Source organism: Bacillus aerius (assembly GCF_029894105.1).
Classification (GTDB): Bacteria; Bacillota; Bacilli; order Bacillales; family Bacillaceae; genus Bacillus; species Bacillus altitudinis.
In genome coordinates, this window is the sequence record NZ_JARYHO010000001.1 from 3,494,887 (window position 1) to 3,521,206 (window position 26,320).

General features: G+C 40.7%; 32 protein-coding genes and 1 pseudogene. 14 read left to right on the forward strand and 19 right to left on the reverse strand.

What is annotated here, in order from left to right:
• Positions 1-11 precede the first annotated feature (11 nt).
• Together galE and M2353_RS18150 are read right to left on the reverse strand one after the other, a co-directional pair.
• Entirely contained in the window at positions 12-1,004 is a 993-nt protein-coding gene (galE, locus tag M2353_RS18145) for a UDP-glucose 4-epimerase GalE (protein ID WP_017368288.1), read from the reverse strand.
• Positions 1,004-2,182, reverse strand: coding sequence for a galactokinase (locus tag M2353_RS18150; RefSeq protein ID WP_425332879.1), 1,179 nt, complete (start codon positions 2,180-2,182; stop codon positions 1,004-1,006). The genes galE and M2353_RS18150 overlap by 1 nt, the downstream gene beginning before the upstream one ends.
• 181 nt (positions 2,183-2,363) lie before the next feature.
• Here M2353_RS18150 and M2353_RS18155 point away from each other — a divergent pair, with 181 nt between their 5' ends.
• Positions 2,364-3,209: an AraC family transcriptional regulator gene (locus tag M2353_RS18155; RefSeq protein WP_008345501.1), complete on the forward strand. Its 846-nt coding sequence runs from the start codon at positions 2,364-2,366 to the stop codon at positions 3,207-3,209.
• Positions 3,210-3,243: 34 nt separating this feature from the next.
• Here M2353_RS18155 and M2353_RS18160 read toward each other — a convergent pair whose 3' ends face one another.
• Together M2353_RS18160 and M2353_RS18165 are read right to left on the reverse strand one after the other, a co-directional pair.
• Positions 3,244-3,501 carry a hypothetical protein gene (locus M2353_RS18160; protein ID WP_008345502.1) on the reverse strand — a complete coding sequence of 86 codons (258 nt, stop codon included), beginning with the start codon at positions 3,499-3,501 and terminating at the stop codon, positions 3,244-3,246.
• 26 nt (positions 3,502-3,527) lie between these two features.
• Positions 3,528-3,911, reverse strand: coding sequence for a GtrA family protein (locus M2353_RS18165; RefSeq protein ID WP_024719496.1), 384 nt, complete (start codon positions 3,909-3,911; stop codon positions 3,528-3,530).
• Positions 3,912-4,369: 458 nt separating this feature from the next.
• Between M2353_RS18165 and M2353_RS18170 the strand changes: the two genes are divergently transcribed.
• The 3 genes from M2353_RS18170 (at position 4,370) to M2353_RS18180 (ending at position 6,159) form a co-directional block, all read left to right on the forward strand.
• A complete protein-coding gene (locus M2353_RS18170) occupies positions 4,370-4,510 on the forward strand; it encodes an anti-repressor SinI family protein (protein WP_008345506.1) in 141 nt (46 codons plus the stop codon).
• A 298-nt stretch (positions 4,511-4,808) separates the two neighbouring features.
• Positions 4,809-5,498, forward strand: coding sequence for a class I SAM-dependent methyltransferase (locus M2353_RS18175; protein ID WP_268381977.1), 690 nt, complete (start codon positions 4,809-4,811; stop codon positions 5,496-5,498).
• Positions 5,491-6,159: a glycosyltransferase family protein gene (locus M2353_RS18180; RefSeq protein ID WP_284725848.1), complete on the forward strand. Its 669-nt coding sequence runs from the start codon at positions 5,491-5,493 to the stop codon at positions 6,157-6,159. Before M2353_RS18175 ends, M2353_RS18180 begins: the two co-directional genes overlap by 8 nt.
• Before the next feature lie 340 nt (positions 6,160-6,499).
• On the opposite strand, the gene M2353_RS18185 is transcribed toward M2353_RS18180, so the two are convergent.
• From M2353_RS18185 to M2353_RS18195, 3 genes and pseudogenes are all read right to left on the reverse strand, one after another.
• The gene (locus tag M2353_RS18185; protein ID WP_041091528.1) at positions 6,500-6,784 is read right to left on the reverse strand and encodes a hypothetical protein; all 285 of its coding nucleotides are present in this window, start codon (positions 6,782-6,784) and stop codon (positions 6,500-6,502) included.
• A pseudogene (locus M2353_RS18190) lies at positions 6,774-7,900 on the reverse strand (response regulator aspartate phosphatase). Before M2353_RS18190 ends, M2353_RS18185 begins: the two are co-directional and overlap by 11 nt.
• A gap of 227 nt (positions 7,901-8,127) precedes the next feature.
• On the reverse strand, positions 8,128-8,295 hold the full coding sequence (locus M2353_RS18195; protein ID WP_155403686.1) for a hypothetical protein: 168 nt from the start codon (positions 8,293-8,295) through the stop codon (positions 8,128-8,130).
• A 412-nt stretch (positions 8,296-8,707) separates the two neighbouring features.
• Between M2353_RS18195 and M2353_RS18200 the strand changes: the two genes are divergently transcribed.
• The 4 genes from M2353_RS18200 (at position 8,708) to M2353_RS18215 (ending at position 12,194) form a co-directional block, all read left to right on the forward strand.
• A complete protein-coding gene (locus M2353_RS18200; protein WP_041091529.1) occupies positions 8,708-9,379 on the forward strand; it encodes a hypothetical protein in 672 nt (223 codons plus the stop codon).
• 324 nt (positions 9,380-9,703) lie between these two features.
• Entirely contained in the window at positions 9,704-10,018 is a 315-nt protein-coding gene (locus M2353_RS18205) for a DUF485 domain-containing protein (protein WP_024719499.1), read from the forward strand.
• Positions 10,015-11,553 carry a solute symporter family protein gene (locus M2353_RS18210; RefSeq protein ID WP_284725850.1) on the forward strand — a complete coding sequence of 513 codons (1,539 nt, stop codon included), beginning with the start codon at positions 10,015-10,017 and terminating at the stop codon, positions 11,551-11,553. The genes M2353_RS18205 and M2353_RS18210 overlap by 4 nt, the downstream gene beginning before the upstream one ends.
• Positions 11,554-11,855: 302 nt before the next feature.
• Entirely contained in the window at positions 11,856-12,194 is a 339-nt protein-coding gene (locus tag M2353_RS18215; RefSeq protein ID WP_284725851.1) for a DUF4288 domain-containing protein, read from the forward strand.
• A 26-nt stretch (positions 12,195-12,220) separates the two neighbouring features.
• On the opposite strand, the gene M2353_RS18220 is transcribed toward M2353_RS18215, so the two are convergent.
• The 4 genes from M2353_RS18220 to cidR form a co-directional block, all read right to left on the reverse strand.
• Positions 12,221-12,595: a nuclear transport factor 2 family protein gene (locus M2353_RS18220; protein WP_173408397.1), complete on the reverse strand. Its 375-nt coding sequence runs from the start codon at positions 12,593-12,595 to the stop codon at positions 12,221-12,223.
• 115 nt (positions 12,596-12,710) lie between these two features.
• The gene (thiE, locus tag M2353_RS18225; RefSeq protein WP_284725852.1) at positions 12,711-13,400 is read right to left on the reverse strand and encodes a thiamine phosphate synthase; all 690 of its coding nucleotides are present in this window, start codon (positions 13,398-13,400) and stop codon (positions 12,711-12,713) included.
• The gene (thiM, locus tag M2353_RS18230; protein WP_284725853.1) at positions 13,387-14,211 is read right to left on the reverse strand and encodes a hydroxyethylthiazole kinase; all 825 of its coding nucleotides are present in this window, start codon (positions 14,209-14,211) and stop codon (positions 13,387-13,389) included. Before thiM ends, thiE begins: the two co-directional genes overlap by 14 nt.
• A 17-nt stretch (positions 14,212-14,228) precedes the next feature.
• Complete coding sequence (gene cidR, locus M2353_RS18235) at positions 14,229-15,116, reverse strand: cidABC operon transcriptional activator CidR (protein ID WP_008345526.1); 888 nt, start codon at positions 15,114-15,116, stop codon at positions 14,229-14,231.
• 165 nt (positions 15,117-15,281) lie between these two features.
• Between cidR and M2353_RS18240 the strand changes: the two genes are divergently transcribed.
• Both M2353_RS18240 and M2353_RS18245 read left to right on the forward strand, forming a co-directional pair.
• The gene (locus M2353_RS18240; protein ID WP_008345527.1) at positions 15,282-15,665 is read left to right on the forward strand and encodes a CidA/LrgA family holin-like protein; all 384 of its coding nucleotides are present in this window, start codon (positions 15,282-15,284) and stop codon (positions 15,663-15,665) included.
• Positions 15,659-16,339, forward strand: coding sequence for a CidB/LrgB family autolysis modulator (locus M2353_RS18245; protein WP_007497850.1), 681 nt, complete (start codon positions 15,659-15,661; stop codon positions 16,337-16,339). Before M2353_RS18240 ends, M2353_RS18245 begins: the two co-directional genes overlap by 7 nt.
• Before the next feature lie 37 nt (positions 16,340-16,376).
• On the opposite strand, the gene M2353_RS18250 is transcribed toward M2353_RS18245, so the two are convergent.
• Positions 16,377-17,558 carry a class I SAM-dependent rRNA methyltransferase gene (locus tag M2353_RS18250; protein ID WP_019743483.1) on the reverse strand — a complete coding sequence of 394 codons (1,182 nt, stop codon included), beginning with the start codon at positions 17,556-17,558 and terminating at the stop codon, positions 16,377-16,379.
• 117 nt (positions 17,559-17,675) lie between these two features.
• Between M2353_RS18250 and M2353_RS18255 the strand changes: the two genes are divergently transcribed.
• Entirely contained in the window at positions 17,676-18,059 is a 384-nt protein-coding gene (locus M2353_RS18255; RefSeq protein ID WP_008345541.1) for a glyoxalase GlxA, read from the forward strand.
• A 79-nt stretch (positions 18,060-18,138) separates the two neighbouring features.
• Here the strand turns inward: M2353_RS18255 and M2353_RS18260 are convergent, their stop codons facing one another.
• Entirely contained in the window at positions 18,139-18,705 is a 567-nt protein-coding gene (locus M2353_RS18260) for a hypothetical protein (RefSeq protein ID WP_268381992.1), read from the reverse strand.
• 91 nt (positions 18,706-18,796) lie between these two features.
• Here M2353_RS18260 and M2353_RS18265 point away from each other — a divergent pair, with 91 nt between their 5' ends.
• A complete protein-coding gene (locus M2353_RS18265) occupies positions 18,797-18,964 on the forward strand; it encodes a hypothetical protein (RefSeq protein WP_157957368.1) in 168 nt (55 codons plus the stop codon).
• Between the two features lie 25 nt (positions 18,965-18,989).
• Here the strand turns inward: M2353_RS18265 and M2353_RS18270 are convergent, their stop codons facing one another.
• The 3 genes from M2353_RS18270 to M2353_RS18280 all read right to left on the reverse strand — a co-directional run bounded on the left by M2353_RS18270 (position 18,990) and on the right by M2353_RS18280 (position 21,194).
• Positions 18,990-19,718 (reverse strand): amino acid ABC transporter ATP-binding protein, encoded by a 729-nt coding sequence (locus M2353_RS18270; protein ID WP_007497858.1) that lies wholly within the window; start codon positions 19,716-19,718, stop codon positions 18,990-18,992.
• Positions 19,715-20,359 carry an amino acid ABC transporter permease gene (locus tag M2353_RS18275; protein ID WP_284725854.1) on the reverse strand — a complete coding sequence of 215 codons (645 nt, stop codon included), beginning with the start codon at positions 20,357-20,359 and terminating at the stop codon, positions 19,715-19,717. The genes M2353_RS18270 and M2353_RS18275 overlap by 4 nt, the downstream gene beginning before the upstream one ends.
• A 70-nt stretch (positions 20,360-20,429) precedes the next feature.
• A complete protein-coding gene (locus tag M2353_RS18280; RefSeq protein WP_007497862.1) occupies positions 20,430-21,194 on the reverse strand; it encodes a transporter substrate-binding domain-containing protein in 765 nt (254 codons plus the stop codon).
• Between the two features lie 529 nt (positions 21,195-21,723).
• On the opposite strand from M2353_RS18280, the gene M2353_RS18285 reads away from it, so the two are divergent.
• Both M2353_RS18285 and M2353_RS18290 read left to right on the forward strand, forming a co-directional pair.
• A complete protein-coding gene (locus M2353_RS18285; protein ID WP_047946590.1) occupies positions 21,724-22,809 on the forward strand; it encodes a Rap family tetratricopeptide repeat protein in 1,086 nt (361 codons plus the stop codon).
• 4 nt (positions 22,810-22,813) lie between these two features.
• A complete protein-coding gene (locus M2353_RS18290) occupies positions 22,814-22,969 on the forward strand; it encodes a hypothetical protein (protein WP_284725855.1) in 156 nt (51 codons plus the stop codon).
• 50 nt (positions 22,970-23,019) lie between these two features.
• Here M2353_RS18290 and ywaC read toward each other — a convergent pair whose 3' ends face one another.
• The 3 genes from ywaC to M2353_RS18305 all read right to left on the reverse strand — a co-directional run bounded on the left by ywaC (position 23,020) and on the right by M2353_RS18305 (position 26,253).
• Positions 23,020-23,652 carry a GTP pyrophosphokinase YwaC gene (ywaC, locus tag M2353_RS18295; protein ID WP_007497867.1) on the reverse strand — a complete coding sequence of 211 codons (633 nt, stop codon included), beginning with the start codon at positions 23,650-23,652 and terminating at the stop codon, positions 23,020-23,022.
• A gap of 94 nt (positions 23,653-23,746) precedes the next feature.
• Positions 23,747-24,760, reverse strand: coding sequence for an ABC transporter permease (locus M2353_RS18300; RefSeq protein ID WP_017368303.1), 1,014 nt, complete (start codon positions 24,758-24,760; stop codon positions 23,747-23,749).
• Entirely contained in the window at positions 24,757-26,253 is a 1,497-nt protein-coding gene (locus M2353_RS18305) for a sugar ABC transporter ATP-binding protein (RefSeq protein ID WP_212359573.1), read from the reverse strand. The genes M2353_RS18300 and M2353_RS18305 overlap by 4 nt, the downstream gene beginning before the upstream one ends.
• Between the last annotated feature and the right edge of the window lie 67 nt (positions 26,254-26,320).

Below are 26,320 nucleotides of genomic sequence, written 5' to 3' on the forward strand. Positions count from 1 at the left end.
CCTGCTACACGTTACTCACTTTGATAGCCATCTGGATGTTTCTGAAACCAATCCCATGCACTTTGAATGATGGTGTGGAGATCTGCATATTGCGGCTTCCATCCTAGTTCTTTCAGCGCTTTTTCTGATGAAGCAATCAGCTTAGCTGGATCACCCGCACGTCTTTCTGCCACCTGTGCTGGAATGGCATGGCCCGTCACTTCTCTTGCGGCTTCTACGACCTGCTTCACAGAGAAGCCTGTGCCGTTCCCTAAGTTGTACGTCGCGCTTCCTTTTCCTTCACGCAGACGCTCAACCGCTAGAATGTGCGCCTCTACTAAATCCATGACATGAATGTAGTCTCTAATGCATGTGCCATCCTCTGTTTCATAATCCTCACCGTAAATCATGATTTGATCACGTTTTCCTAAGGCCACTTGCAGAATAATCGGGATTAAATGCGTTTCCGGCTGATGATCTTCACCGACAATCCCTTCTGTATGAGCACCGGCTACATTAAAATAGCGAAGCACAACGTATTCGATACCATATGCCTGCTCAGACCACTTCAGCATTTTTTCAATCGCGAGCTTTGTTTCCCCATAAGGATTCGTTGGGTTCGTCTCATCCGTTTCAACGATCGGTACACGCTTTGGTTCACCATATGTCGCAGCAGTTGAAGAGAATACAATGCGTTTCACATCAAATTCATTCATCACCTGAAGTAAAGCCGTTGCCCCTCCGACGTTGTTGTCATAGTACTTCAGCGGGTCTGTTACACTTTCTCCAACAAGTGAATCTGCCGCAAAGTGCATGACCGCTTCAATGTCATGTGTTTGAAAAACACGTCTTAAAAAAGCGTGATCCCTTAAATCTCCCTCTTCTAATACGGCACCCTTTACGACTGCCTCTTTATGACCTGTCTGCAAATTATCTACAATCACCACTTGTTCTCCTTTAGCCAAAAGAGCCGCTACCGCATGACTGCCAATAAAACCTGCTCCTCCACATACTAAAATTGCCATCAAATGTCCTCCTTCGTTAATTCTCTAGCGCCGCCTCCAATTCCAGCTGTGTAAAAAGAGGCTTGAATGCCTGTTTTTTCTTGATAAATCGCACCTGTTTCTTCTATAAATGAGTCCAGCAGCTCTTCTTTCACAATGCTGACGGTACAGCCCCCAAAGCCAGCACCTGTCATACGAGAACCAATCGCCCCTGGATGTTGCCATGCGGCTTCGGCCAGTGCATCTAGCTCAAGCCCAGTGACTTCATAATCATTCTTTAAAGAAAGGTGAGATGCCTTCATGAGTGCACCTAGTTCTTCCATTTTATCATCTTTCAGAAAATTTACTGCTTTCATGGTCCTTTCGTTTTCCGTAATGGCATGTCTTGCACGTCTTCTACACGTTTCATCTTGTATCAAATGTTCATGCTTAGCGAATTCATCGACCGTGAGCTCACATAAATGCGCAATATCTCGTTCTTTTCTAAGATCGTTTAAAGCAGATTGACATTCTGAACGGCGTTCATTGTATTTGGAATCTGCAAGTGTTCGTTTTTTATTTGTATTGGCAATGACAAGTGCCAGACCCTCTTGCCGAAATGGGCTGTATTCAAAGGAAAGCGTGTCACAATTGAGCAAAATAGCGTGACCTTCTTTTCCAAGACTAATTGAAAATTGATCCATAATGCCGCAGTTCACGCCAATAAACTCATTTTCAGCACGCTGCGCAAGAAGGGCTAGGTCGATTTGCGTTACATCGAATGACGACCATTCATTGATCAAGACAGCCGTGACGAGCTCAATAGAGGCAGAGGATGACAGGCCTGCGCCATTTGGGATATTGCCGGCATACACAATATCAAAGCCTTCTTTCACATCCATGCCTGCTTCGATAAACTGTTGGAATACTCCCTTCGGATAGTTCGCCCAGCCGTCCGATTCTGAGAAAGCGATTTCAAAAAGGTCGAACTCTTTAACACCTTCTTCTTCAAAATTCAAGGAATACATTCTGACGCGTCCATCTGATCGTCTTGCTCCCGCAGCATATGTACCAAGGGTGAGTGCACATGGAAAGACATGGCCCCCATTATAATCTGTGTGTTCACCAATCAGATTGACTCTGCCTGGGGCGAAAAAATAGCGGAGTTCTTCCTGATCTCCAAATTGCTGGTGAAATGCTGCTCGTAATGTGTCGATCATATCCATTCCCCTTTTCTCTTCTGATAATCTTATTTTAGTTGCCCCGTCAGCTGAAGTTCAATGGTAAAAAAATCGTTAAAAAATACCCTTTTTTTGCTGTGAATGGTACGATGTGATATGAGGTGTACCATGATTCAAAATAGAAAAAGGTTGTTTTTTGCTGTGAAGGAGGGTTTCCAATTTGAAGAAAGAAGCATTTGCATTTCGTTTTCACCATTCTGATGTGACATTACCGGCCCAAATCTGGTCTGTTGGCTGGGAAGTTCAATCATCTTCGTTATACAGCTGGAATGGCGTAGAGCGGAAGGATCAGGGCAAGTGCATCTTTCAGCTCACACTGTCTGGACACGGCATGATTGAAATCGGACAGAAACGATTCAAAGTATTGCCTGGACAGGCCTTTCTGGTGAAAAGCCCCAGTGCTTATCAATACTATTTTCCAGAAGACAGTGAACATTGGGAATTTCTCTATTTAACACTTTATGGGGAAGCCTGTGACCTTTGCTTTGATCAATTTATCGATCAAGGAAAGCAGGTCATGCGTTTTCATCCGAATTCCAAACCGATCCGCCTGCTAAAGAAGATTTATGATGAAGCCAGTGAAAGACGGATTACCAATCCATTTGAGGGGTCTAGCCTTGCTTATCAATTTGTCATGGAACTGTATTCATATTTGCCAAAGCTTGAGGGACAAATGGAGAAATGGCCTGAGCCCATCGTCCAAGCGGCCTTATTTGCAAGCCACCATTTTCACGAGGAGATTGGGCCTGACGATATGGCAGCTGCGGCACGTTTATCCAAAAGTCATTTTACGAGGGAATTCAAAAAGGCAACTGGCTTCACACCGATTCATTATTTAACCAATATTCGTTTAGAAAAGGCGGAAACGTTACTGAAAACAACGAAATACTCGATTGAAGAAATCGCCACACAGTGCGGCTACCGAAATGCGAATTACTTGAATAAAGTCTTTCGAAAGAAAATCGGCATGTCTCCAAAGCAACTCCGGGAAACAAGCGATGCATAATAAAAAGCAGCCGCTTTTCAATTGGCTGCTTCTTTTACGCTTTCGTTAGGTCAACACGAATTCTCCCTTGTCTTAAAACAATGGTCATTTGCGTATCAGGGGTCATTAAATTTTCTAAAATGTCCGTTGCTGTTTGAAGCGCAATGTCCATCCGGTTGATCTTTTCCTTTTCTTGTTCAGAAAATGCTTCTGGATGTGCGGTCATTTCCTTGACTAGCCTCAACACTTGTTCATGCTGCTTTTCTGTTTGTTGATATATGGCATCATATAATTCGTCTGGCCTGCTGCTCATTTCACATCACCTATCTTTTTCATGTGTTAAATCGCATCTTCTTTTGTTTTCTTGAAGACGAACCATTTACTGGCGACATAATTGACCACGACAATCACAAAGTTAACAAGAATTTTTGCGACGGTTTCGTTGAGCGCCATTTGGCTCACAAATAAAATCATCAGCCCCAGATCTACACCTAGAGACATGAGACGGACACTAAAAAATGAAGAAAGCTCACGCATCAGGCTTTTTGTGTCACGAGCCTTTTGCTTGAAGACATACTTCTTATTGGTGATATAAGCAAAGAGCACAGCAAATACCCATGAAACAACCGTTGCTGTTTTGTAATCCATAGAAAACATCTCAACGAATAAATAGAAGCTGACTATGTTGACAATGGTTGTACACACACCCATGATCAGATACATGACAACTTCTTGATACTTTTGAAAAAGGCTATACATGTCTTTCTTCATTCCTTCTTGGTGAATTCTGTTTCTTTTAGAATACCATCTTAAGAAGAACTTCCCAAACGAACAATATGTGCGTCCTGTAAAGATGAAATTTGTTCACGCTGATGGCATATGTGAACCTTATTGGTTTATATGAGTCAAATGATTTAGGTCTTTATCATTATTTTAATTTATAATCTTTTAACTGACTTTACAATTGTTTATTATGAGAAGTAAGAATTCAATATTTATGGGTTTTTTAGTCATTTTTTTAGGGACGTGGTAGGTGATAGATTTTACAAAATAGGTTGAATGTCATCATTTTTCGACAAAAATCTATTTTTGTACTCCATTCACATACACGTACAGTTACTAGACGGTTTGTTCAAGTCATTGGTTGCAGATGAATATGTCTTATTGAACTGGAGGATATTATGGATACGCAAGTGAAAAGAAGAGTTGACGAAGAGTGGGTTTATTTGATTCAAGAAGCGAAAAAAATTGGACTAGGCATCGAGGAAATACAAGCTTTTTTAACATCCAACGGTGATCAGAAGATGATAAACAAACCGTAATCAACGCCGTTATCCTTTGTCTTTCAGATTGCTTTGGCTAAAGTTCTAACCTGTCAATTGACCTTTTAAACATCCTTTCATGACGATACGCTACAATAATTGAACACCTCATCATACCAATCCCTTCCACTCAATGGGGTTCTGTCTTTCTATTTTTAGGAGGACAGTCCGTTCCCTGTTCTTTATATGACCCCTTTTTAGCTGTCATTCATGAAAATTGCCCATTTTCGTTATAAAACCAAGCTCCCCACCCATATATTAAGCATAAGACACAAGAAAGAAGAAAGGTGGGTGGCGCGTGAGTTCAGATTCCCTATCTTATTATCATCAAAAGAAGGATCAATATTATCACGGTGTGAACCCTGTGATTGTCCATCGTATTCGCAAGGAATGGACGTCTATCTTGGATATCGGATGCGGCACAGGCCAGCTTGGCAAAGTCCTAAAACAACAAGACCGTACCATATATGGAATTGAATCTTTTGAAGATGCGGCAAAGCAGGCTGAGAAAGCGCTGGATCATGTTTTATGCGGCAATATTGAACAGATGGCGCTGCCTTATCAGCATGAACAATTTGACTGCATCATTTTCGGAGACGTCCTTGAACATTTATTGGACCCTTGGGCCGTTTTAAGAAAGGTCAAACCTTTTCTAAAAAGGGAAGGGGCCATCTTGTCTTCCATTCCGAATATTGGTCATATTTCAACGGTTTTAGAATTACTAGCCGGGAGATTTACTTATACAGATGCAGGGTTAATGGATCAAACACATTTACGCTTCTTTACCCTTCACGAAATTCATGCCCTCTTTCAGTCAGCCGGGTTTCATGTCCGTGAGCTTGAAACCATTCGTGTACAACACCCTTCCTATACGGGCGTCATGAATGATCTACATGAATTACTCGTAAAACATGGCATCCGTTTTGATTTTAACGAGGCAGCGACAGCCTATCAATACGTGGTTGAGGCGGTTCAACTCAATGAGTAGCCCCACCATCTTATTTGTTTTATGTGTAAATGATGAGTCGATGTTTCAAGCTTGCTTCCGGCAGCTCGCTTCACTTCCTGCTCCGCACGGGTATCATGTAGAGGTTTTGCCCATTAGACATGCATCAAGTATGGCCTCTGCATACAATGAAGCTCTCACTCATCCTGCACAGTTTAAAATTTATCTTCATCAAGATACACTCATCGTCAAACAGCATATGCTTCTCGAGCTGATTCCACTTTTCTTGCAGAATCCGTCACTTGGCATGCTTGGGGTAATAGGTGCAGAAAGTGTGCCAGACAATGGAATCTGGTGGGAGAGCCATGATTGCAGAGGGAAAGTCATTGAATATCGGCATGACACGTATCAGCTGCTGACGTTTGAAACTGGTCATCCACAGACAGAGCCCCAAGGTTATATCAAAGCTTCTGCTATTGACGGTCTTTTTATGGCAACACAATATGATATCAAGTGGCGTGAGGATCTTTTAGACGGCTTTCATTTTTATGATGTGTCACAATCTTTTGAGTTTACACAGCAGGGATATGAGGTTGGGATTGCAAGGCAAGTGGAGCCCTGGTGTATTCACAAATGCGGAGATCATTTTGATGCAGAAGCATATGAAAAAGCAAGACAAACATTTCTTGCGCATTATCGGTAGAAAGCACCCTTTTCGGGTGCCCAGAATGTAGAGAAACTCATGTTTTGCTACATTCTTTTTTATTTTCCACGTCATGATGTTAGGTGAGAATGAATGAAAAGGCCTCCCTCACATGTTTTGAAATGGCCTTTTGGTGCTTTTGAGATCTTGTGCAGCTTTCAAGAAAAGGAAACGGAGCTCATGCTTTCGGATCTGATTTGTAGAACCAATAACCTTTCCGATCCGTTATTGTATATGCTTTTCTCTATTATAAAATGGGGAGATGTAAGTTTTAATGGGGACAATAAAGCTGTCGAGATTTTCTCGACAGCCTGACAGCCCTAAAGGTCTGTTTGATTCATCAAGTAGATAATCTAGAATCACGGGTTCCAAAACGAACATCAGGATTTTCACTAGAACGAGTTCCATTCCTCACAGTAAAATCGTTATCTTGTTGAGATAAAGTTATAAGAGGAAAATCCTCAGTAGTAACGCTACTGCCTGTAGCATTTCTTACAGTCAGATCAGTGGATTCTGGAGAAGTAGCATTTCTTGAATTCACATCAAAATCGACAGATGATAATGAGATCACACCTAGCAATGTTGAAGCACTCAAAAAACCAGTAAGAACCGTTTTAAAATTCATATGAACAGTCGCCCCTTTGGATTTGTTTTCGGGCGTACATCACTTTTTCATACATTTTTACAGATTCATCCATACGCCCATTCTCATTATAGTACCGAGCCGCTTCGAGCGCTAGGTCTTCCATGTATGGATAACCCCTCTCATTCTCTAATTTTTCCAATGAGCTCATGACTTCACTTAAGTTTGCTGTTTTTAAAAATAAAATTTCCAATACCATCAGTAACGATAAAAATAGATCATTTTTTCTATTCTTCGCTTCTTCCCAGCCTCTTTTGAAAAATCTTTCACCCTCAATAAATTCCTTTTGACTCAAATGAAATAACGATAATTCATAATAAACCAAAAGCAACTCTGTAGCATTAATAGGCTCTCCTTCTAGAATAACCTGATTAAAATAAGCTAGTGCCCTATTAAAATCACCTACTCCTTTAAAACAACACCCAATATTAAATAATGACTTCACAATCATTGGCTTATTAGACATTGCCTTAGATTTTTCTAAAGCTGACAATAAATGAGGAAGCGCCTTTTCTCTGCATTCAAAATCAATGAAATTACCTGCCATAACTGTTAGACAATTAATTTCTCGAATCATATAAAGGGAATTGCTCTTATGTGCCTTATAAGTATCATAAGAAAGACCAACGTAATACATAGATACGTGTGTCTGTTTCATGTGATAAAACACTTCTGATAATTTGTAATAAAATTCAGCTCTTTCTAACTCATCCCCTACTTGCTCCAGGCGCTTTTCCGCGCGCTTATAGAACACAATAGCTCTAATAAACTCACCTTTTTTAAATTCATACATTCCTTGAAAAAAATTAAAATAGTATTCAAGAATGGCTGACATCTTCTTGCCTTGTCCTTCTACAGCTTTCAAGTAATCCGATTTTTCAAGTGGTTCTTTAGAAGGCTGCACATAGTCTGTCATCAATTGATGACGGAACTCCATCAACTGAAAATAAAGAACCGCCTGTTCATCTTCTTCCATGACATCGATTTTTTTCTAACCTCTTCTCTTAGCTTCTGAGCCTCTTTAACATTGAATCTTTTTATTTGCTTATACCATTCATTTATCTTGATCGCTACAACTGGAGACGGTATAGACGCCATCTACAATCCCCCCTAGAAAACCAATTTTTAATAAATGTTAGCACAATAACTCCTAATAAAACCCTATTTACCCATTTATATGAAAAATTTTCGGCATAGCGCAAGCACTTTTTAAGCAAGTAGGGCACAAGACATATCGGTTTTTATACGCAATCGCATTGGTGTTTTTGAAATAGGCGCCATGTATTTTAAATAACAAAAAAACAGGCTCTTCAGCCTGTTCTTTATTATCCAGTGATGACCATATTGATGAATGGGACACTTAGTAAAAAGAAAACAACAGCAAAAATAACTTTATACCCCATCTCTTTTTCTTTATTATTCTTACGTTTTTTCATATAAACAGCAAAATAACAAGCACCATTTAACATCATCAATACTGATATTACCGTCATCATAAATTCGCCTCCCAAATAAAAGAACCTAAATTGCGGTCACCGCAACACAAAAAGAAATTTTCCAACGAATTCCCAAATGCGAATCAATCAATGATAGGATGAAAACATGTCAAAAAAGGAGGGAGCACTATGAATTATTATGCTGTTGTATTTTTTTACGCCGCCACTTAATAAAAGCCACTGAAAACACAAGAAGTAAAATCGCAATAAGCTTGAAAATAAAGCGAGTGAAGAAAGTAGCATCTTCGAACTCCGTTGCAAAGATACAAGCCCCTATGATTATCCCGATCATGCCTACTACCCAATTCCAAAACACATCAATCACTCCTCAATTAAATTTTTTTAAAAGAAAAGCATTTTTTATCCATATGTTTATTATTGCACAAAAAACAAGGGGAAAATATCCAAAATGAAAAAGTTCATAATCGGACTTTTAGGCCTGACGCTATTTTTAACAGTTCCATTACAAACCGTAGCCGCAGTAACCCTAGAACCTCAAGAAATTAAAGAATCTTATCAAACTGAAATTGAAGGCAAACTACATACTTTCAATTCTGTAGTGAAAGGCAGCACTCAAACAATAACGATTGATAATGGTGAACAAATAGATAGCGTCTCTTATGACCGGGCAAAAGAAGAACTCCGTATTAACAATGAACTAGTAGACATTAAAGAATTTAAAGAAGCTGGATCAGAATTATTAAGTGAAGACGGCGAATTTAACACAAAATCAAACAAAGATTATCAGTGGAGACTTGTAAAAACCTATAAAAACAAATTCAACGTTACTCTTGCTATTGTCGTTCTTGTGACAACAACAATTTTGGCATTACCGACAGGGACCGGTGCTGTTGCTGGCGCAGTCTTGACACTAAAAGCAATAGCCATACTCGCTACAACAGTAACTACAGCTTCAGGATCAACAGGTCAAAAAGTCTTTCATTACACATTCAAAACATACTACAGCCCGAAAAATGGTTACTGGAACAACAAATTTGTCCTATCTGTCTACAAAGATTCAAAGCGTAAAAAGCATGTTAAAACAGTTACACATACGACACGTCTCGGGAAAAAATATTAAAAAAGAAGCAGGTTCCATCAGCCTGCTTCTCTACATGTTTATGTAATGTAATTCTTGATGTTAATATGCCAACGCATTATGACCTCAAATGTTTCATTTGCTAAATCGAATCTACAGACTATGTGACAATGGATATCACAGAGTTTTTTTCTTTGATCTTATATTTGATTTCGTTTATTTTCATTTTCCCAATATTTATATCCACAATTGATCAGGCTAATCACCCTTTTCGGGTGCCTTTTTTATGATATACTGTCATAAACAACCAGATCGGCTCATATGCATTGGAGTACCTTGTCCCTAATTCGTACAAAGGAGGAAACAATGGCAGACAAAAACGTTCATTATAAGAAGGTTGCCGCTTCAAAGGATTTTCGAAAACTTCTTGAGGAAAAACGCAGATTTATCGTACCGATGACGATTTTCTTTTTTCTCTTTTACTTTTCACTTCCGGTTGCTACATCCTACTTCACCTTTTTGAACACGCCAGCAATTGGAGCGATCACGTGGGCTTGGTTATTTGCCCTCACGCAATTTGTGATGACATGGGTTTTATGTGGACTTTATGCAAAAAAAGCAGCTCAGTTCGACAAATATGTAAGCGCTTTAAAAGTTGAATCAAGAGGTGATGACGAATGAGCATGACCGCTTTTATTTTATTCATAGCGATCGTAGGGCTCACATTGGTCATCACGTATTTTGCTGCGAAAAAAACAAGCAATGCGAGTGATTTTTACACCGCAGGCGGCGGTCTGACTGGGTTTCAGAACGGCCTTGCCATTGCCGGGGACTATATGTCTGCTGCTTCATTTTTAGGGATCGCCGGCATGATCGCCTTAAATGGATTTGACGGCTTTTTCTATAGTATTGGTTTTCTTGTAGCGTATCTTGTCGTCCTTTATGTCGTGGCTGAACCGCTTCGAAATCTAGGAAAATATACGATGGCTGATATGATTGCTGCACGATTCAAACGCCCTGCTATTCGAGGCGTGGCTGCTTTTAACACCATCACGGTTTCCACTTTTTATATGATTGCGCAGCTTGTTGGGGCAGGTGCATTAATCAAACTGCTTCTTGGCATTGATTACTGGATTGCGGTGCTGATCGTAGGTGTCTTGATGACCATTTATGTCGTGTTTGGCGGCATGATCGCAACAAGCTGGGTACAGATCACGAAAGCTGTGCTTCTCATGCTGGGCACGCTGATTATTTCGCTGCTTGTGTTTGCCAAGTTTGATTTTAGTCTGCTGAAGATGTTTGAGCAGATGAAAACAGCGACCCCGCTTGGTGAAGCTTTTCTTCACCCGGGAAATAAATATGATGTGCCTTTAGAGACCCTGTCTCTGAACCTTGCACTTGTACTTGGAACAGCAGGTTTGCCGCATATTTTGATCCGTTTTTATACGGTAAAGGATGCCATTTCTGCGCGTAAATCTGTTCTATCCGCTACGTGGATCATCGGGATTTTTTATTTAATGACGGTTTTCCTCGGCTTCGGTGCCGCTGCTTTTGTCGGAACAGATGCAATTACGGCAGCCGATGCAGCAGGAAACATGGCAGCACCACTGCTTGCACAGGCCCTAGGGGGAGATTTATTATTTGCCTTTGTTTCCGCTATTGCCTTTGCGACCATTTTGGCAGTGGTGACCGGTCTTGTTTTATCGGCCGCGTCTGCCTTTGCTCATGACTTTTATAGCCAGATTATCCGCAAAGGGAAAGCGAGTGAACGGGAACAGGTGAAGGCGGCACGCTTTGCTTCTATCGGCGTGGCCATCCTTTCCATCATTCTTGCATTATTTGCCCAATCCCTAAACGTTGCTTTTCTTGTATCTCTTGCCTTCGCAGTGGCAGCAAGTGCGAATTTACCGTTGATTATCTTCACTGTCTTTTGGAAACGATTTAACTCAACAGGGGCTATCGCAGGAAGCTTAACAGGTCTTCTGAGCGCACTCCTGATCGTGTCACTCAGCCCAAGCGTCTGGGACCCATCAGGGGCAGCCATTTTCACAGGAGAGCCGTTTATCCCACTATCGAACCCTGGGATTATCTCGATCCCGCTTGGATTCCTTGCGGCTTACTTAGGCACCATTTTCTCCTCTGAAAAAGCAGATGAAGACACCTTTACAGAAATTCAAGTAAAAGCACACACAGGTATGCATATGGATACAGATTGATGAGAAAAAGCCGGCTGCTCTGCCGGCTTTTTCAGTGTTCTTGCTATTTCAAAACTGCACTCAATATGGGATAAATTGGCCTTTTAATCTCTCTTTATATCTTTCTAACTTGTCACATTTCCTCAACGTGATCAACGAACAGCATGTGATGATGATCAGCAGAATTTCATGAACCTCTCCCCTGTTATCAATGATTCTTTTCAACCCTATTACCCCCATAGACTTCAATTCTCTTGTTATTCCTATGTTATCATTTTAAACACATACTGGGAAAGTCACCCCACAAGGAAGAAGTGAAACATATGCATAAATTGTACTCAGCAAAATTATTATTTGAATCTAGCTCCTCACCAAAGGTGAGACCGGATAAAATCTTTGAGGAACGAATCATTTTAGTGAGAGCAAAAAACAATCGAAAAGTGAAACAAATCGTCAAAGACCATTTTCCAGATGAGACATTTGAAAATGGAGATCATGGACAAACAACCACAAAACTAGTAGCCGTACTAGATATCTTTGAGCTAGTTGAAAACTTAGACGAAGGTCCCCTGCATTTAAGCGAAGTGTACAGCCGATATCTTCTTTTTGATCAAGAAACATCTGCTAAAGAAGCGATTGACGCTTATTCGTTAGGCAAATAAAAAAAGCCGGCTGCTCTGCCGGCTTTTTAATATCGCTGGAATAACTCTGGGTTTTTCGGGACGTTTTCTAAATAAACGATCTTTCCTTGATCATCCAGCTCCGCAATATCAATGCCTTCTGCTGTATATACACGACCGTCTGTTAACTTTCCGCAAACAGCCCAGTTTGTTTCATACTTTCCATCTTCACGTTTCACCCAGCCATCCCACATATGCTTAATGTCTTCATGCACGTGGAAAAATGTGTTCAAAAACTGTGTGAATGCTTGGATGCCAGGCTTTTCAGCACCATTTAAGACAATCATGACATCATCGGAAAACAATTCCAGCAATTCGTTCATTTGCTCTTGCCCTTTTCCCGCTTCATCATATCGACGAAAATACGTATCGAGCACTTCCATCATTCATTCTCCTTTATTTACCTGTCATTTCGAAAACAATCGAACAATTAGATTGTACACAATTGTATCTCTACTGTCTATTTTTCACGCAGATAAGAAAAAAGACATAGATGAGTTAATCCATGTCTTTTACAGATAAAAGAGCTGCTTTCTCTGACTCGACAAGAGATGTTAGTTCTTCCGCAGCTTTTTTCGGATCAGCGCTTTGGCTAATGGCGCTGATGATGCTAATGCCATCGGCTCCCGCTTGGATGACTGGTGCCGCATTTTCATACGTGATACCGCCGATGCCCACAATAGGAATGTGAAGACCGTGTTGACGTACTTCGTTGATTAAAGAAACACCTTGGACACTGCGTGTATCCTTTTTTGTTTCTGTAGGATAGACTGGACCCATCCCAACGTAGTCTGCCCCGTCCTTCATCGCTTGAATCACTTCATCTAGATTGTGCGTGGACACGCCTAATATTTTATTCCCGATTCTTTGCCGTACATCTTGTGCAAGTGTATCTTCCTGCCCAACATGGACACCATCTGCATCAAGATCTATTGCAAGCTGTACATCATCATTTACGATAAAGGGGATATTCGCTTCTTGGCAAAGTGCTTGAATCTGCTGAGCGATTTTTTTCTTTTCTTCACCTTGCAGAGCACCTTCACCCTTTTCACGAAACTGAAACATCGTGATCCCGCCTTGAATGGCCTCTTTCACCACATCAAGCGGATGCCGGCTTGTATTCGCTGTTCCCATAATAAAATAAACCGATAATTGCTGTTTGATTAGCTGCTGATCAACCTTCGTCATGCAAAACTCCCCCTATTTTCCCTAACGTGATCACATCTTGACCATTTGTATTGGATAGCGCGTTTAACAATTCCATTTGAAAGGTGCCTGGCCCTTTCTCTTCTGTCTGCTGAGCTGCCTTTTCTGCAGCGACACCATAAAACAGCAGAGCTGATGCCGACGCATGAATTGGCCGTTCCCCTGTTGCACAAAATGCCCCTATGACAGAGGTGAGTAAACAGCCAGTCCCTGTCACCTTGGTTAACCATTCGTGTCCATTATGAATAGATAGAACCTCTTCTCCATCTGACACGACATCCACTTTTCCCGTAATCGCCACAACGGTTTGAAGGGCTTTTGCCGCCTGCTTTGCTAAAGACGATACATCTCCATTTGCCCCTTTTGCATCAACCCCTTTTGACTGCCAGCCATTCACTCCAATTAAATGAGCTATTTCAGCAGCATTCCCTCTGACAACAGTGATGTCCACTTGCTGTAACAGCTGTTTCGCCGCACTCGTCCGAAACGTTGTCGCACCAACACCAACAGGATCCAATAGAACCGGTAGACCTTTTTCATTGGCCGCTTGTCCAGCAATGACCATTGCCTCCACTGTATCCTTTGTTAGTGTGCCGATATTCAGCACAAGTGCATCCGCTAATTGCGCCATTTCTGCCACTTCTTCTTTGGCATTTGCCATGACTGGAGAAGCACCTAAAGCAAGCAGTCCATTCGCTGTAAAGTTCGTCACAACTTGGTTGGTGATATTATGGACAAGCGGATTTTCCGCTCGAATCTTTTCCAAAAGATGAGACACGCAGCTTAATTTCATCTGTATCGTCCTCCCTTTTACTCTGCATCCCACACATAGGATTTTGTATGCTTTAACCATTCTCTTGCAGCAAAGGACAAGTAGCGGTCCTTTCGCCAAATGACACCCAAATGCCACGGAATAGACGGATTTAAGGAAATGATCCTCACTTTATCAGGATCTAGATCACGGCAAATCCGTTCAGGCAGAAGCCCGATTCCAAGGTTCTCAGCAACCATTTCACTGATGAAATCCCATTGTGACGTTTCATAAATAACGTTCGGTCTGAATCCCGCATTCATACATTCATTTAAGATTCGGCTGTGCAGAACGAAATCTTCTCGAAAGAAAATAAAAGACTCTTCCTTTAAATCAGCCAAATGAACCTCATCACGTCCTGCCATCGGATGTGATGGATGGGTGACAAGCTTCATATTCTCTTTAATAATGGTGTATGTATGAAAAATTTTATCATTTGCAGGCAGAACAATGACACCAATATCTAATGACCCATCCTCTACCCCTTCCTCTACTTTAATGGAGCCGTGCTCCACCAATTGAAAGGTGACATCTGGATACTGCTGGCGAAATTCCCCCATCACATTTGGGAAAAAGCTTGATCCAATCATGGGCGGCAGTCCTATTCGGATATGTCCTTTTTTCACATTCATTAAATCATTTAATTCACTCGTTAAATTCTGAAAGGATTGTGTGATTTCACTCGCCTGTGTATACATGGTTTGTCCAGCATCTGTCATTTCAACCTGTCTGCCATTACGGTAAAACAACTGCACACCTAGCTCATCCTCTAGGTTTTTGACCATCTTGGAAATGGTCGGCTGCGACACATAGAGCGATTGCGATGCTTTCGTAAAACTCTTTAACCGTGCCACTTCTAAGAAATATGTTAAATGTCTGATGTCCACATGGTTCACCCTTTCTATAGACAAAAGGAATACTAACTATTCGATATATGTATTTTACCTATAATAGAACGTGCTGTACACTTTAAAGTAAGCTCACCGATTAGAACGTTGTGTTGTTTTTGTGAAACAGTGAACAATTTATATAGAAAAAGGAGTGAACAGAAAGTGCAATTGCTCAAAACGTCGCTGATTGCTACCCTTCAGATTATGGCTTTATTTGCTTTTGCGAAATTGATGAATGTGCTGGCGGCCTTTTTGCATTTAAGAATTCCGGGCACGATCTTAGGCATTCTTGTCATTTTCTTATTACTTCATTTTAACATCATTAAATTAAAATGGATTGAACTTGGCGCCGTATGGCTGCTCGGAGAACTGCTGCTCTTCTTTATCCCTTCAGCAGTAGGTGTGATTGATTACGGCACATTACTTTCTCAATCTGGCACAAGTATTGTCCTTGTGGTTTTACTTAGTACCTTTGTGGTCATGCTCTCGACTGGCATGATGACGCAGATGATTGCGAAAAGAAAGGAGCGAAAAAAGCTATGTTAGTTGGCGGACTATTCTTGATCCTAACCATTCTGATCTATCTCGGATCAAAAGCGGTTTATAAACGTCATCCGAAAGTCTATGTCTCCCCTTTACTTGTGACACCGGTTGTTCTTGTGGTCTTGCTGTTAATCGTGAACATTCCTTACGATGCTTACAATCAAGGCGGAAAATGGCTGACAAATATGCTTCAACCTGCGACTGTGGCATTTGCCATTCCTTTATATAAGTATTTTCACATTCTGAAGAAGCATGCAGTAGAAATTATTTTGAATGTGGCTTGCGGTTCTATCGTTGCGATTTTATCAACAGCGTTTATCGCCAAATTGTTTCATTTGGATACGAGCCTGATCGAGAGCCTCGTCCCAAGATCCGTCACAACACCTGTTGCGATGAGTGTGTCTGAAATGATTGGCGGGATGCCGTCCGTTACGGCTGTATTCGTCATTTTAACAGCATTATTTGGCTCAATCATTGGGCCATTGGTTATCCGTTATTTCCGTATTGATAATGACATTGCAATGGGCGTTCTGCTTGGTACAGGAGCACATGGTGCAGGCACATCGAAGGCCTTTGAACTGAGCTCGGTCTCAGGCACGATCTCAAGTGTGTCCATGATCATTTCGGCCATTATTACATTATGTGCAGCGCCTATCCTGATGTCGTTTGCCTTATAGAAAAAGCCATTTCCCCTTATCGGAAAATGGCTTTTTCTTATGCTTGGATGAAGACAACCTTTAAATAGTTCCCCTCAGGATAATTTTTCGTTGTACGGAAGTCCTCAGGAAGTGTATATTCCTCAAGAATACGATACGTTTTCCCAGATTCTTTAAAGGCCTGTGCAATAAATCCCTTAAACTTTTTCATCCCAAATGCACTGCTATTGGTTGACGCCACAATGACGCCGTTCTCAGCTGTGATCTGGATGGCTTCTTTTAATAGTTTCTTATAATCCTTCGCTGCACTGAATGTGTGTTTCTTCGTTCGTGCAAAGGAAGGTGGGTCCAAGATCACGACATCATAGCTCCAGCCTTTTTTCGCCGCAAACGGGAAATATTTAAAGACATCCATGACTTTGATATCCTGCCCGTCTACATCAATGCCATTCACTTCAAACTGCTCAGATGTTTTTTTCAAACTGCGGTTTGCAACATCTACACTTGTCGTACGGCTTGCCCCGCCAAGCGCTGCTGCTACAGAGAAAGCGCCGGTATAAGAGAACGTATTAAGGACGGTCTTTCCTTTTGCATAGCGATCTCGAATTGCTTTTCGCACATGACGCTGATCAAGGAAAATACCTGTCATCGCACCATCATTTAGATAAACCGCCACGTTCATCCCATTTTCTTTGACGATAAGAGGAAATTCACCTTTCTCCCCTTTTACAAAATCGTCATCTTCGATATATTGTCCAGACGTATCAAATCGCTTCTTTTCATAAATGCCTTTATAGTCAGGGTACACCTGCTCAATCGCAGCCAATACATCTTCTTTTAATGTATAAACACCTTCGCTATACCATTGGATGAGATAGAATCCATCATAATAATCAATCGTGATTCCACCAATTCCATCCCCTTCTCCATTGAACACACGGAAAGCCGTCGTCTGTGCATCACGAAATAGATGCGTTCTGCTTTTGGATGCCTGTTCAAGTTTAGAAACAAAAAAGGCCTGATCTATTTTTTCGTTAGCGTCAAAGGAAAGCACCCAACCGATGCCTTTATTTTGCACACCATAATATCCTTTCCCTAAAAAAGAGCCTCTTTCATCTACCCATTCAATAAGCTCGCCTTCCTGTACACCGTTCACACGCGACACAGCATCTTTTGAAATAAGCGGATATCCCTTTTTCACTTGTTCTGCAAATGTTTGTTTTAATGAGATTTTTTTCATTTGTGTCATCCTTATCCTAAATTGACTCTCTCTATCCTACCATATGAATGTATACGTTACTTCTATTATGATAAGATGAGGAGAAAAATATCAACTCGACATAGAGGAGGCTCTTTTTTGACAACATTACGCTTAGATCATACAGGGATTATGGTGACAAATATTGATCAGTCCATTGATTTTTATGAAAAAGTGGTGGGCATGAAATTAAAGGATCGCATCACTCATACAAACGGAGTCATTGAACTTGCCTTTCTCGGCTTTAAAGACGAAGCGGAAACGGAAATTGAACTCATTCAAGGGTATAGCAGTGACCTTCCATCTGAAGGAAAGGTCCACCATCTCGCCTTTACAACAGATAATATCCACGCGGAATTCAACCGTATTCAAAAGCTGCAAATTGAGCTAATAGATGAAGAAATCACAACATTGCCCAATGGCTATTGCTACTTCTTTTTCCGAGGGCCAGACCAAGAGTGGATTGAGTTCTTCCAACGATAATATTTCCTAGGAAATGCATGGAGGCTCGTTAAAAACATTTGATAGGCAAAAACATTTTTGGTTTTTGCCCTATCTATTTTTAAGTACACGCACCTATAACAGCTGAAATATTGAAAAAATCTAAGAGTGCCGGCCTTAGGTTTTTATCCACCTGGTTGGAAACTTTTTGGCTCGCTTTTTTTAAAGCCACTTTTCTTGAGTTACCTTGTTTTCTATATTGATCATAAAAATATTTAATGGATTCTACCAGTTTTATCGTCCCACCAAACATCCCAATCGCTTTCTTTAGTTTTAAAATCTTTGAAATCGGTATACCATTAGAAATAATGGCGACTCCTATTGCACCGACACATGCAGGAATATTTATGTTTTTAATACTAATCTCTTTCTTCTCATTAAGATCGAATAAAAGCCTCTCACCTTGGATGGTCGTTTTTAATCCCGAATTCTCTTCTATCCATCTAGCAGTTTTTACTGAACCCTCATCTATTATATACTCAGGTATTTCTTCAATTGCTTGCAAGATTGCTTTTACCGAATGAAACCCTTCCACATCAGAGCTTAGCTCTACTGAAGCTTTCACTTCACTATTAAACATACAGCTGCACAAAGAAAAAATTAAGGTTAAAATAACAAACTTCCTCATTTTTTTTGAAAACACTCCTTTTGCCTTATTCAATATGATAATAAAATGTATGTATCATATAATATAACATAATTGGAGGTTTTTAACATTTATGAAAATGCACATTAGACGGATACTCCCTATTATCGGTGTCATATTCCTTGCCATCATTGCACTTCTTAATTTATTGCTCGAACAACGCGTCATTGTAGGCAGTGTAAGCATCGGTCTGTTCATTCTCATCACATGTCTTTATTTCGTCACAAAAGAAAAAGAGTAAGAGCATACCTGCTCTTACTCTTTTTTTATAGCACCTTACTAAGAAACAATTTGGTACGTTCATGCTGTGGGTTTCCAAAGAGTGCTTCTGGTTTGTCTTCTTCGACGATATATCCACCATCCATAAAGATCACGCGGTCTCCCACTTCTCTTGCAAAGCCCATTTCATGTGTGACGACAATCATCGTCATTCCTTCGACTGCTAATTGTTTCATAACAGCTAAAACATCCCCAACGACCTCAGGGTCAAGAGCAGATGTCGGCTCATCGAATAAGAGCACTTTCGGGTCCATCGCCAAGGCTCTTGCAATGGCAACACGCTGTTTTTGTCCACCAGATAATTGGTTAGGGTAACTTTTGGCCTTGTCTTTCAAGCCGACCTTTTCAAGCAAGTCTAATGCTTTATCGACTGCCGCTTTCTTCTCCATCCCTTTTACTTTCACCGGTGCGATCGTGATATTTTCTAACACGGTTTTATGAGGAAATAAATTAAAGTGCTGAAACACCATGCCAACTTCTTGTCGTACTTTATTGATATTCACTTTTGGGTCTGTAATCGTATGTCCGTGGACAACAACTTCCCCAGCCGTAATATCCTCTAATTTATTGAGACATCTTAGAAATGTGCTTTTCCCTGATCCTGAAGGACCAATGACACATACAACCTCTTTTTCCTCGATGACTGCATTAATATCCTTTAAAACTTCGTTGTCACCAAAGGATTTCTTTAAGTTTTTCACCGTAATCATACTCATTTCACATCAAATCTCCTTTCTGCGTAGCTAGCCAGTAGAGAAAGTAAATAAATGATCACGAAATAAATGACACCGACAATGAGCCAGACATTCAAAGGATCAAAGGTAGCCGATGCTTGAACTTGTCCCCGCTGCATGATATCAGCAATACCGATAATCGATAAAAGAGAGGTGTCCTTCAAACTGATGATGGCTTGGTTAGTAATGGCTGGAAGCATACGGCGAAATACCTGTGGAAGGACGATAAAGCGCATGTTTTGTCCACCTGTGAATCCTAAAGAGCGTGCGGCTTCAGTTTGTCCTTTATCAATGGACTGAATCCCTGCACGAATAATTTCTGAGAAATAAGCTCCTGCGTTAATCGCTACTGTAATAATCCCTGCCGGCACTCGGTCAAGTGAAATGAATTCAAGTGTATTTAGCCCAAAATAAATGAAGAATAGCTGTACGATAAATGGCGTACCTCGAATGGCATTGACAAAAACGAGTGAAATAAAGTTCAAGATTTTAAATGGTGACAGGCGGAATAGCGCCACAATCAACCCGATGATAAAACCTAAAATGATAGCAACAACAAAGATATATAAAGTGGTTTGCAAACCCTCCATTAAATACGGAAATGCATTAACAATCGTATCCATGTTTCTCCCTCCCTAATTCACATACGGTTGACACATAAAGAAAGCGCGCTCTGAGCGCGCCTCGCTTGTGTTATGACTTCAAATATTTCTCAATAATTTTGTCATATTCACCGTTTTTCTTTAGGTTTTCCAGCCCTTTATTGATTTTCTTCAATAAGTCCTGGTTTTTCCCCTTCATCACTGAGATCCCGTATTGGTCTCCATTCAAGCGATCTCCAACTGTTTTCAATTTCAAGTCTTGCTGTGCGATCGCATACGTGATGACAGGATAATCCTCAATTAAAGCATCTGCATTTCCATTAGATACTTCTTGGAACATAGATGGACTGTCATTGAATTGAACTACTTCATACCCATATTTGTCTGCGTTATCTGTTGCAAATTTTGCACCTGTTGTCCCATTTTTAACAGCTAGCTTTTTCCCCTTTAAATCATCAATCGATTTGATGCTGCTGTCCTTTTTCACAACAACTGTCAGACCAGCGTCGAAGTATGGATCTGAGAAATCCACTTTCTTTTTACGCTCATCTGTAATACTCATACCACCCATTCCAACATCAAGCTGACCTGCTTGCATCGCTGGAATAATCCCTGAGAAATCCATTGCTTCAAGCTTCACTTTGAAGTCTTGGTCTTTCGCAATGGCGTTAATTAAATCAACGTCTATTCCCACAGTTTTACCGCCCTTTTCAAATTCAAATGGCGGATATGTTACATCTATCCCGATTTTATATGTGCCTTTGCCTTCTCCCGAACCGCTGTCTGATTTTGAACCACAGGCTGCCATGACGAGCACAACAATTAGTCCCATGATCAGTAACATCGATTTCTTCATAAAACACGACCCCCAATTGTCAGTTTTGTCTAAATATTCGCAACAACAATCTTACTATACCACGCTAAAGCTATACTGTGTGATATTTTTTATCAATACCAAAGATCCATACAATTCTAGATCGATAGTCTCTTTAAATTTTACTTTTTTGCGAATAACTCATTTTATTCTGAAAGAAGCATGTTTCACAATATTCATGTGATATAATCTCACAAAAAATCGCGAACACTCCTTTATAAATAACACTTCTTTCTCACCTATGAAAAAACCCTCTTTCACTGTCTCTCTTCCTCTATTGATATCCTGATATATTTTTTTCAATATCCTCTTTTTACCTAAAAAAATGTAAGCGTATACAATTCGATCGTTACTCCCTATTTTTTTCACTACTGGTTGAATTTACATCAAAAAACATGTTTTACAAATTGAGATAGACCGCTTAAAATATAAGAAGATACTTAATATGGAAAGATGATTCAGACAAATAAGAATCAGCAGAAATGAATAGGTGAAGAAAGGAGGATACCAATTGGCAGAAACAGGTGTTTTGTCATCAGTTGATGTAGCAAATATGCTAAATGACTGGTATGTCTTGATGAAAAAAAGAGACATACAAGAAGCAATACAGCTAAAAGAAGAGATTCTTCAAGCATTTGATCGAATGGAAGAGAATCAAGACGTCTTACTCTACTATCAACTTTTAGAATACCGTTTCAAAGATTTAGTCGAAGATACAGCTTCGTTAGATCACAGTCTTTTTGTGGATGAAAATGCGATTCGTACAGATGATATGCTCAGCTACTATTTCTATTTCTTTAAAGGCATGTATGAAATGCGCAGAGGGAATCAAGATACAGCATTTCACCATTTGAAATTGGCCGAGGATAAATTAGATCTCGTACATGATGACATTGAAAAGGCAGAATTCCATTATAAAACAGGATGTCTATACTATAATATAAGATCCACACTTCTCTCCATCCACCACTTAAAAAAGGCTTCGTCTATTTACGACGCAGATCCATGTTATGTGAAAAAATCAATCAGCTGTCAAATGATGCTTGCTCTGAATTATGCGGATCAATCGAAATATGATGAGGCAGAAACTTTGTTTGAACAGGTGATTCACTCACTCGAACAGATGGAGGATCCAGATTTACTTGGTCACGCGTATTGCAATGCAGCCTTTATTAAAAGTCTAAGAAATGAATACAGTGAAGCTGTACCGCTCCTAGAAAAGGCTTTATTGATTGAGGCATTCGAAACTTCTTCTCCAGGCGGCTATTTACTGGCCTTGTATGCCTACACGAAAGCGCTGTTTAAGCTGAAAAAGCCTGGTTTGTTCCACTATTATGTACAGCTTTCACTTCAAAAAGCAGAAAATTTAAAACAACGAAACATTTCACTTAAATTATCCATTTTAGAAACATTGATGCTCCAGCCAGACAACATGATTGAGCAGATCATTTCTTATTGTGATCAATTAGAATCTATGAATTTCCTTGTTGATCTTGAGGCTATCTGTCAGGATGTAGCCGCCTACTTAACTGAAAATGGTCTTCCGAAAGAAGCGATGTATTTTCAGAACAAGGCATTGTCATTCAAAACTTGTTAAGAAGATGGATGATGAAAAATGGCTGATCTCAAGTGCGATTTTTGCGCTCTTGTTCACAGGTGTTTGGATTGGCACTTCTACACAAAAAGGCAGCCCGTCTGCACAATCGCAAGGTGACGGTACGATCATTCAAAAGAGAGATCGAGGCACCAACCCTTAATAAGACTGAAAAGAGTAGCTGCCCTTCAAAACAGCTACTCTTTTTATTGGTTAATCAATTTCTCGTTTGATATTTTGCATTTTTTCATCTAAGTAGTGAGCGATATCTGCCGCTTCCTTTAGTTCATCGGTGAGCTGATGAGGAACATCGTTTTGCAGTTTATAATAGATTTTATGTTCGAGACTCGCCCAGAAATCCATCGCAATGGTCCGCACCTGAATTTCAACCTTCACATGCTCCACACGATTCGTTAAGTAAACAGGAATCTCAACAATTAAATGAAGACTTCGATAGCCATTTGGTTTCGGATGCTGAATGTAATCCTTCACTTCAAGAATCTTTAAATCCTCTCTTTGCCTCAGAACATCAATAATGTTATAGATATCTTGAATAAACGAACAGATGATGCGGACACCAGCGATATCATGTATGTACTCCTTGGCACATTGTGTGGTGATGTCACATCCTTTTCTCGCTAGTTTATTCACGATACTTTCAAAGGATTTGATCCGTGATTTTGTATGCTCTATTGGGTTGTGCCCATGGATTAAATTATATTCCTGACTAATAATCGAAAACTTTGTATCCATTTCATCTAATGCAAATTTATATACTAATAATTCATTTTTCCAGTCTTCCATGACACTTTTCAAATCTTCTACATGAGTTGCTGACATATTCATTTCTTTTTGTCATCTCCTTTTGGCAAACAGCTGTTACACTGCTTTCCGTTTACTAGACGAAGAGAGGACACAAATGGTTTTAAAAAAGTACATCTTAGCCACGCTGTTTGTAATAAGTCAGCGCGAGTGCCAGTGCAAGCACTGATCCTTTCACGATATCCATTGCATAATACGGGACAGACATCATCACAAGTCCATTTTGCAAAATACCGATGAGCACCGCACCAATAAATGTACCGAATGCGTTTGGTTTACCTGCTCCCATGACTGAAAACCCAATAAAAGCAGCAGCTACCCCATCCATTAAATATGGCGTTCCTGCGTTAATTTCTGCTGTCATCACCCTTGATGCCAGCACGATACCACCGATCGCCGCAAATAAAGCAGACAACAAATATGCTGCGATTTTGTATTTGTTCACATGAATACCAGATAATCGAGCGGCTTCTTTATTTCCACCAATGATATACATCAATCGCCCATGCTTTGTGTAAGTCATAAAAACATGTGCAAAAAGCACAATGGCCGCCATAATCAAAATGATATAGGGGACCTGCCCAATCTTGCTGAAAAAGGCAGGGATGGTGCCAGTTGAAAAAGTGCCATCAGGCAACACCATATTTTCAGAAATGGTCGCACCTTTCGTATAGGTTTGTGCCAGCCCTTGAATGATAAACATCATGGCAAGTGTCATGAGCATATCTGGAATCTTCATTTTGACAATCATCCAAGCATTCAGCAAACCGACAATAAGAGAAGCCGCCAGCGCAGAAAGGATCGCAATGAGTGGGTTTTGCGAGAACCATACAAACATGGAGATCACAATTGCATTTGATAACGTAGCAACTGAGCCTACAGATAAATCAAAGCCGTTCACTGCTAGGGAGATCGTCAGCCCTACCGCAATGATGGTTACAATCGAGATCGATCGTAAAATATTGATGATATTTCCTGACTGTAAAAATGCCGGATTGGCTGCCGCAAAGACAACAATCAATACGACAATCGTTAAGATGGTGCCATATTGATAAAAGAAATCAAACAGATGAAAGGATGGCCGCTGTTTCTTGATTTGTTGAACTGGGGCTGAAACTTGTCGTTCACTCATGATTGTCCTCCTGTTGAATGATATAAAAGCTCTTCTTCAGTCATTGGTGCCGTCATTTCCCGGGCAATGCTGCCATCATATAAGACGTATACTCGGTCGGCAATTCCTGCAATTTCTGAAAGCTCACTTGAAGCATAAATAACCGCTTTTCCTCTTGCAGCTAGTTCTGCAATGAGGGAGAAAATGTCCTTTTTGGCTCCAACGTCTACACCTTTGGTTGGTTCATCAAAGAGATAGACATCCGCCTCAGCCAACAGCCATTTTCCAATCGCAATCTTTTGCTGATTTCCACCAGATAGATGCTTCACCTTCGCTTCAAGAGAAGGTGTCTTGACGCCAAGCCGCTTGACGATTCCATCTGCTGCCTTCCGTTCCTTAGAACGATGTAAGAAGCTGAACGGCCGTGTAAACGAACGTAGACTTGCAGCTGTTACGTTCCATCCAACAGTTTCTTCTGTTAGAATCCCTTCTTTTCTCCGTTCCTCAGGCACAAGGGCAATACCCGCTCTCACAGCGTGATGAGGCGACTTGATATGAATGGTTTGACCATGCAGCTGCACAGTGCCTGACTTTTTTTCTGAGGCGCCGAATAGGGCTTTGCACAATTCTGTTTTACCAGCACCGACTAGTCCTGCAATCCCGAGAATTTCTCCTTTTTTCACATGAAGATGAATGTTGTTTAATTTATGTTGGTCATGCAACTCTTTCACATCAAGCACAATCGGTGCATCCTCAAGCGTTGTACGAGATGGGAATTGATCCTCTAATGGCGCGCCAAGCATTTCTTCAATGACCTGCTTTGGATCGGTTTCTTTAATGAGGTGCGCCGCCACATCAGTTCCATTCTTCATCACAGTCAGTTCATCACAGATGTTGAAAATCTCCGGCATGCGATGCGAGATAAAAATGATGCCTGTGCCGTTCTTTTTCAATTGATGAATCATTGAGAATAACTTGCTTGTTTCTGCATGACTAAGTGGAGCGGTTGGTTCATCTAAAATTAAAATGCTGCATTTGATCGACACAGCCTTGGCAATGAGCACCATTTGTTTTTCTGCCAGTGTCAAATCACTCACAAGACGCTTCGTTGAGATGTCAATGTCCATCTCTTGTAACAGCTGTGCTGCCTTGCGGTGAATCTCTTTCCAACGGACGAATGGTTTTTTCTCCATTTCATGGATCATCATATTTTCGCCAACACTTAAATATGGCACTAGAGCTGTATCCACTTCTTGATGGACGGTCTGCACACCGTATGAGGCCGCATCCTTCGGTGTATGAATGGTCGCCGCCTCGCCATTGATGTGGATGGTTCCTTCAAAATGTGAATGAGCACCAGAGAGAACTTTCATTAACGTTGACTTCCCAGCGCCGTTCGCCCCAATCAGGGCATGGACTGTGCCTTTTTTTAATGTGAAATTTGCTTGATCTAACGCTTTGACTCCTGGGAATTCAATCGAAATGTTTTTCATATGAACAAGCGGCGTTGTCATAGGTGTCCTCCTTCTCTCCTGATCGTCAATTGAAAAACGAAACACCCTCTATGAAAAGAGAGTGCAC

Bases quoted from the DNA above. Each gene is read 5' to 3' on its own strand.
- galE (WP_017368288.1), bottom strand. From the start codon at position 1,004: ATGGCAATTTTAGTATGTGGAGGAGCAGGTTTTATTGGCAGTCATGCG.
- M2353_RS18150 (WP_425332879.1), bottom strand. From the start codon at position 2,182: ATGATCGACACATTACGAGCAGCATTTCACCAGCAATTTGGAGATCAG.
- M2353_RS18160 (WP_008345502.1), bottom strand. From the start codon at position 3,501: ATGAGCAGCAGGCCAGACGAATTATATGATGCCATATATCAACAAACA.
- M2353_RS18165 (WP_024719496.1), bottom strand. From the start codon at position 3,911: ATGTATCTGATCATGGGTGTGTGTACAACCATTGTCAACATAGTCAGC.
- M2353_RS18170 (WP_008345506.1), top strand. From the start codon at position 4,370: ATGGATACGCAAGTGAAAAGAAGAGTTGACGAAGAGTGGGTTTATTTG.
- M2353_RS18180 (WP_284725848.1), top strand. From the start codon at position 5,491: ATGAGTAGCCCCACCATCTTATTTGTTTTATGTGTAAATGATGAGTCG.
- M2353_RS18185 (WP_041091528.1), bottom strand. From the start codon at position 6,784: ATGAATTTTAAAACGGTTCTTACTGGTTTTTTGAGTGCTTCAACATTG.
- M2353_RS18195 (WP_155403686.1), bottom strand. From the start codon at position 8,295: ATGACGGTAATATCAGTATTGATGATGTTAAATGGTGCTTGTTATTTT.
- M2353_RS18200 (WP_041091529.1), top strand. From the start codon at position 8,708: ATGAAAAAGTTCATAATCGGACTTTTAGGCCTGACGCTATTTTTAACA.
- M2353_RS18205 (WP_024719499.1), top strand. From the start codon at position 9,704: ATGGCAGACAAAAACGTTCATTATAAGAAGGTTGCCGCTTCAAAGGAT.
- M2353_RS18210 (WP_284725850.1), top strand. From the start codon at position 10,015: ATGAGCATGACCGCTTTTATTTTATTCATAGCGATCGTAGGGCTCACA.
- M2353_RS18215 (WP_284725851.1), top strand. From the start codon at position 11,856: ATGCATAAATTGTACTCAGCAAAATTATTATTTGAATCTAGCTCCTCA.
- M2353_RS18220 (WP_173408397.1), bottom strand. From the start codon at position 12,595: ATGGAAGTGCTCGATACGTATTTTCGTCGATATGATGAAGCGGGAAAA.
- thiE (WP_284725852.1), bottom strand. From the start codon at position 13,400: ATGACGAAGGTTGATCAGCAGCTAATCAAACAGCAATTATCGGTTTAT.
- thiM (WP_284725853.1), bottom strand. From the start codon at position 14,211: ATGAAATTAAGCTGCGTGTCTCATCTTTTGGAAAAGATTCGAGCGGAA.
- M2353_RS18245 (WP_007497850.1), top strand. From the start codon at position 15,659: ATGTTAGTTGGCGGACTATTCTTGATCCTAACCATTCTGATCTATCTC.
- M2353_RS18250 (WP_019743483.1), bottom strand. From the start codon at position 17,558: ATGAAAAAAATCTCATTAAAACAAACATTTGCAGAACAAGTGAAAAAG.
- M2353_RS18260 (WP_268381992.1), bottom strand. From the start codon at position 18,705: ATGAGGAAGTTTGTTATTTTAACCTTAATTTTTTCTTTGTGCAGCTGT.
- M2353_RS18265 (WP_157957368.1), top strand. From the start codon at position 18,797: ATGAAAATGCACATTAGACGGATACTCCCTATTATCGGTGTCATATTC.
- M2353_RS18270 (WP_007497858.1), bottom strand. From the start codon at position 19,718: ATGAGTATGATTACGGTGAAAAACTTAAAGAAATCCTTTGGTGACAAC.
- M2353_RS18275 (WP_284725854.1), bottom strand. From the start codon at position 20,359: ATGGATACGATTGTTAATGCATTTCCGTATTTAATGGAGGGTTTGCAA.
- M2353_RS18280 (WP_007497862.1), bottom strand. From the start codon at position 21,194: ATGAAGAAATCGATGTTACTGATCATGGGACTAATTGTTGTGCTCGTC.
- M2353_RS18290 (WP_284725855.1), top strand. From the start codon at position 22,814: ATGGATGATGAAAAATGGCTGATCTCAAGTGCGATTTTTGCGCTCTTG.
- ywaC (WP_007497867.1), bottom strand. From the start codon at position 23,652: ATGAATATGTCAGCAACTCATGTAGAAGATTTGAAAAGTGTCATGGAA.
- M2353_RS18300 (WP_017368303.1), bottom strand. From the start codon at position 24,760: ATGAGTGAACGACAAGTTTCAGCCCCAGTTCAACAAATCAAGAAACAG.
- M2353_RS18305 (WP_212359573.1), bottom strand. From the start codon at position 26,253: ATGACAACGCCGCTTGTTCATATGAAAAACATTTCGATTGAATTCCCA.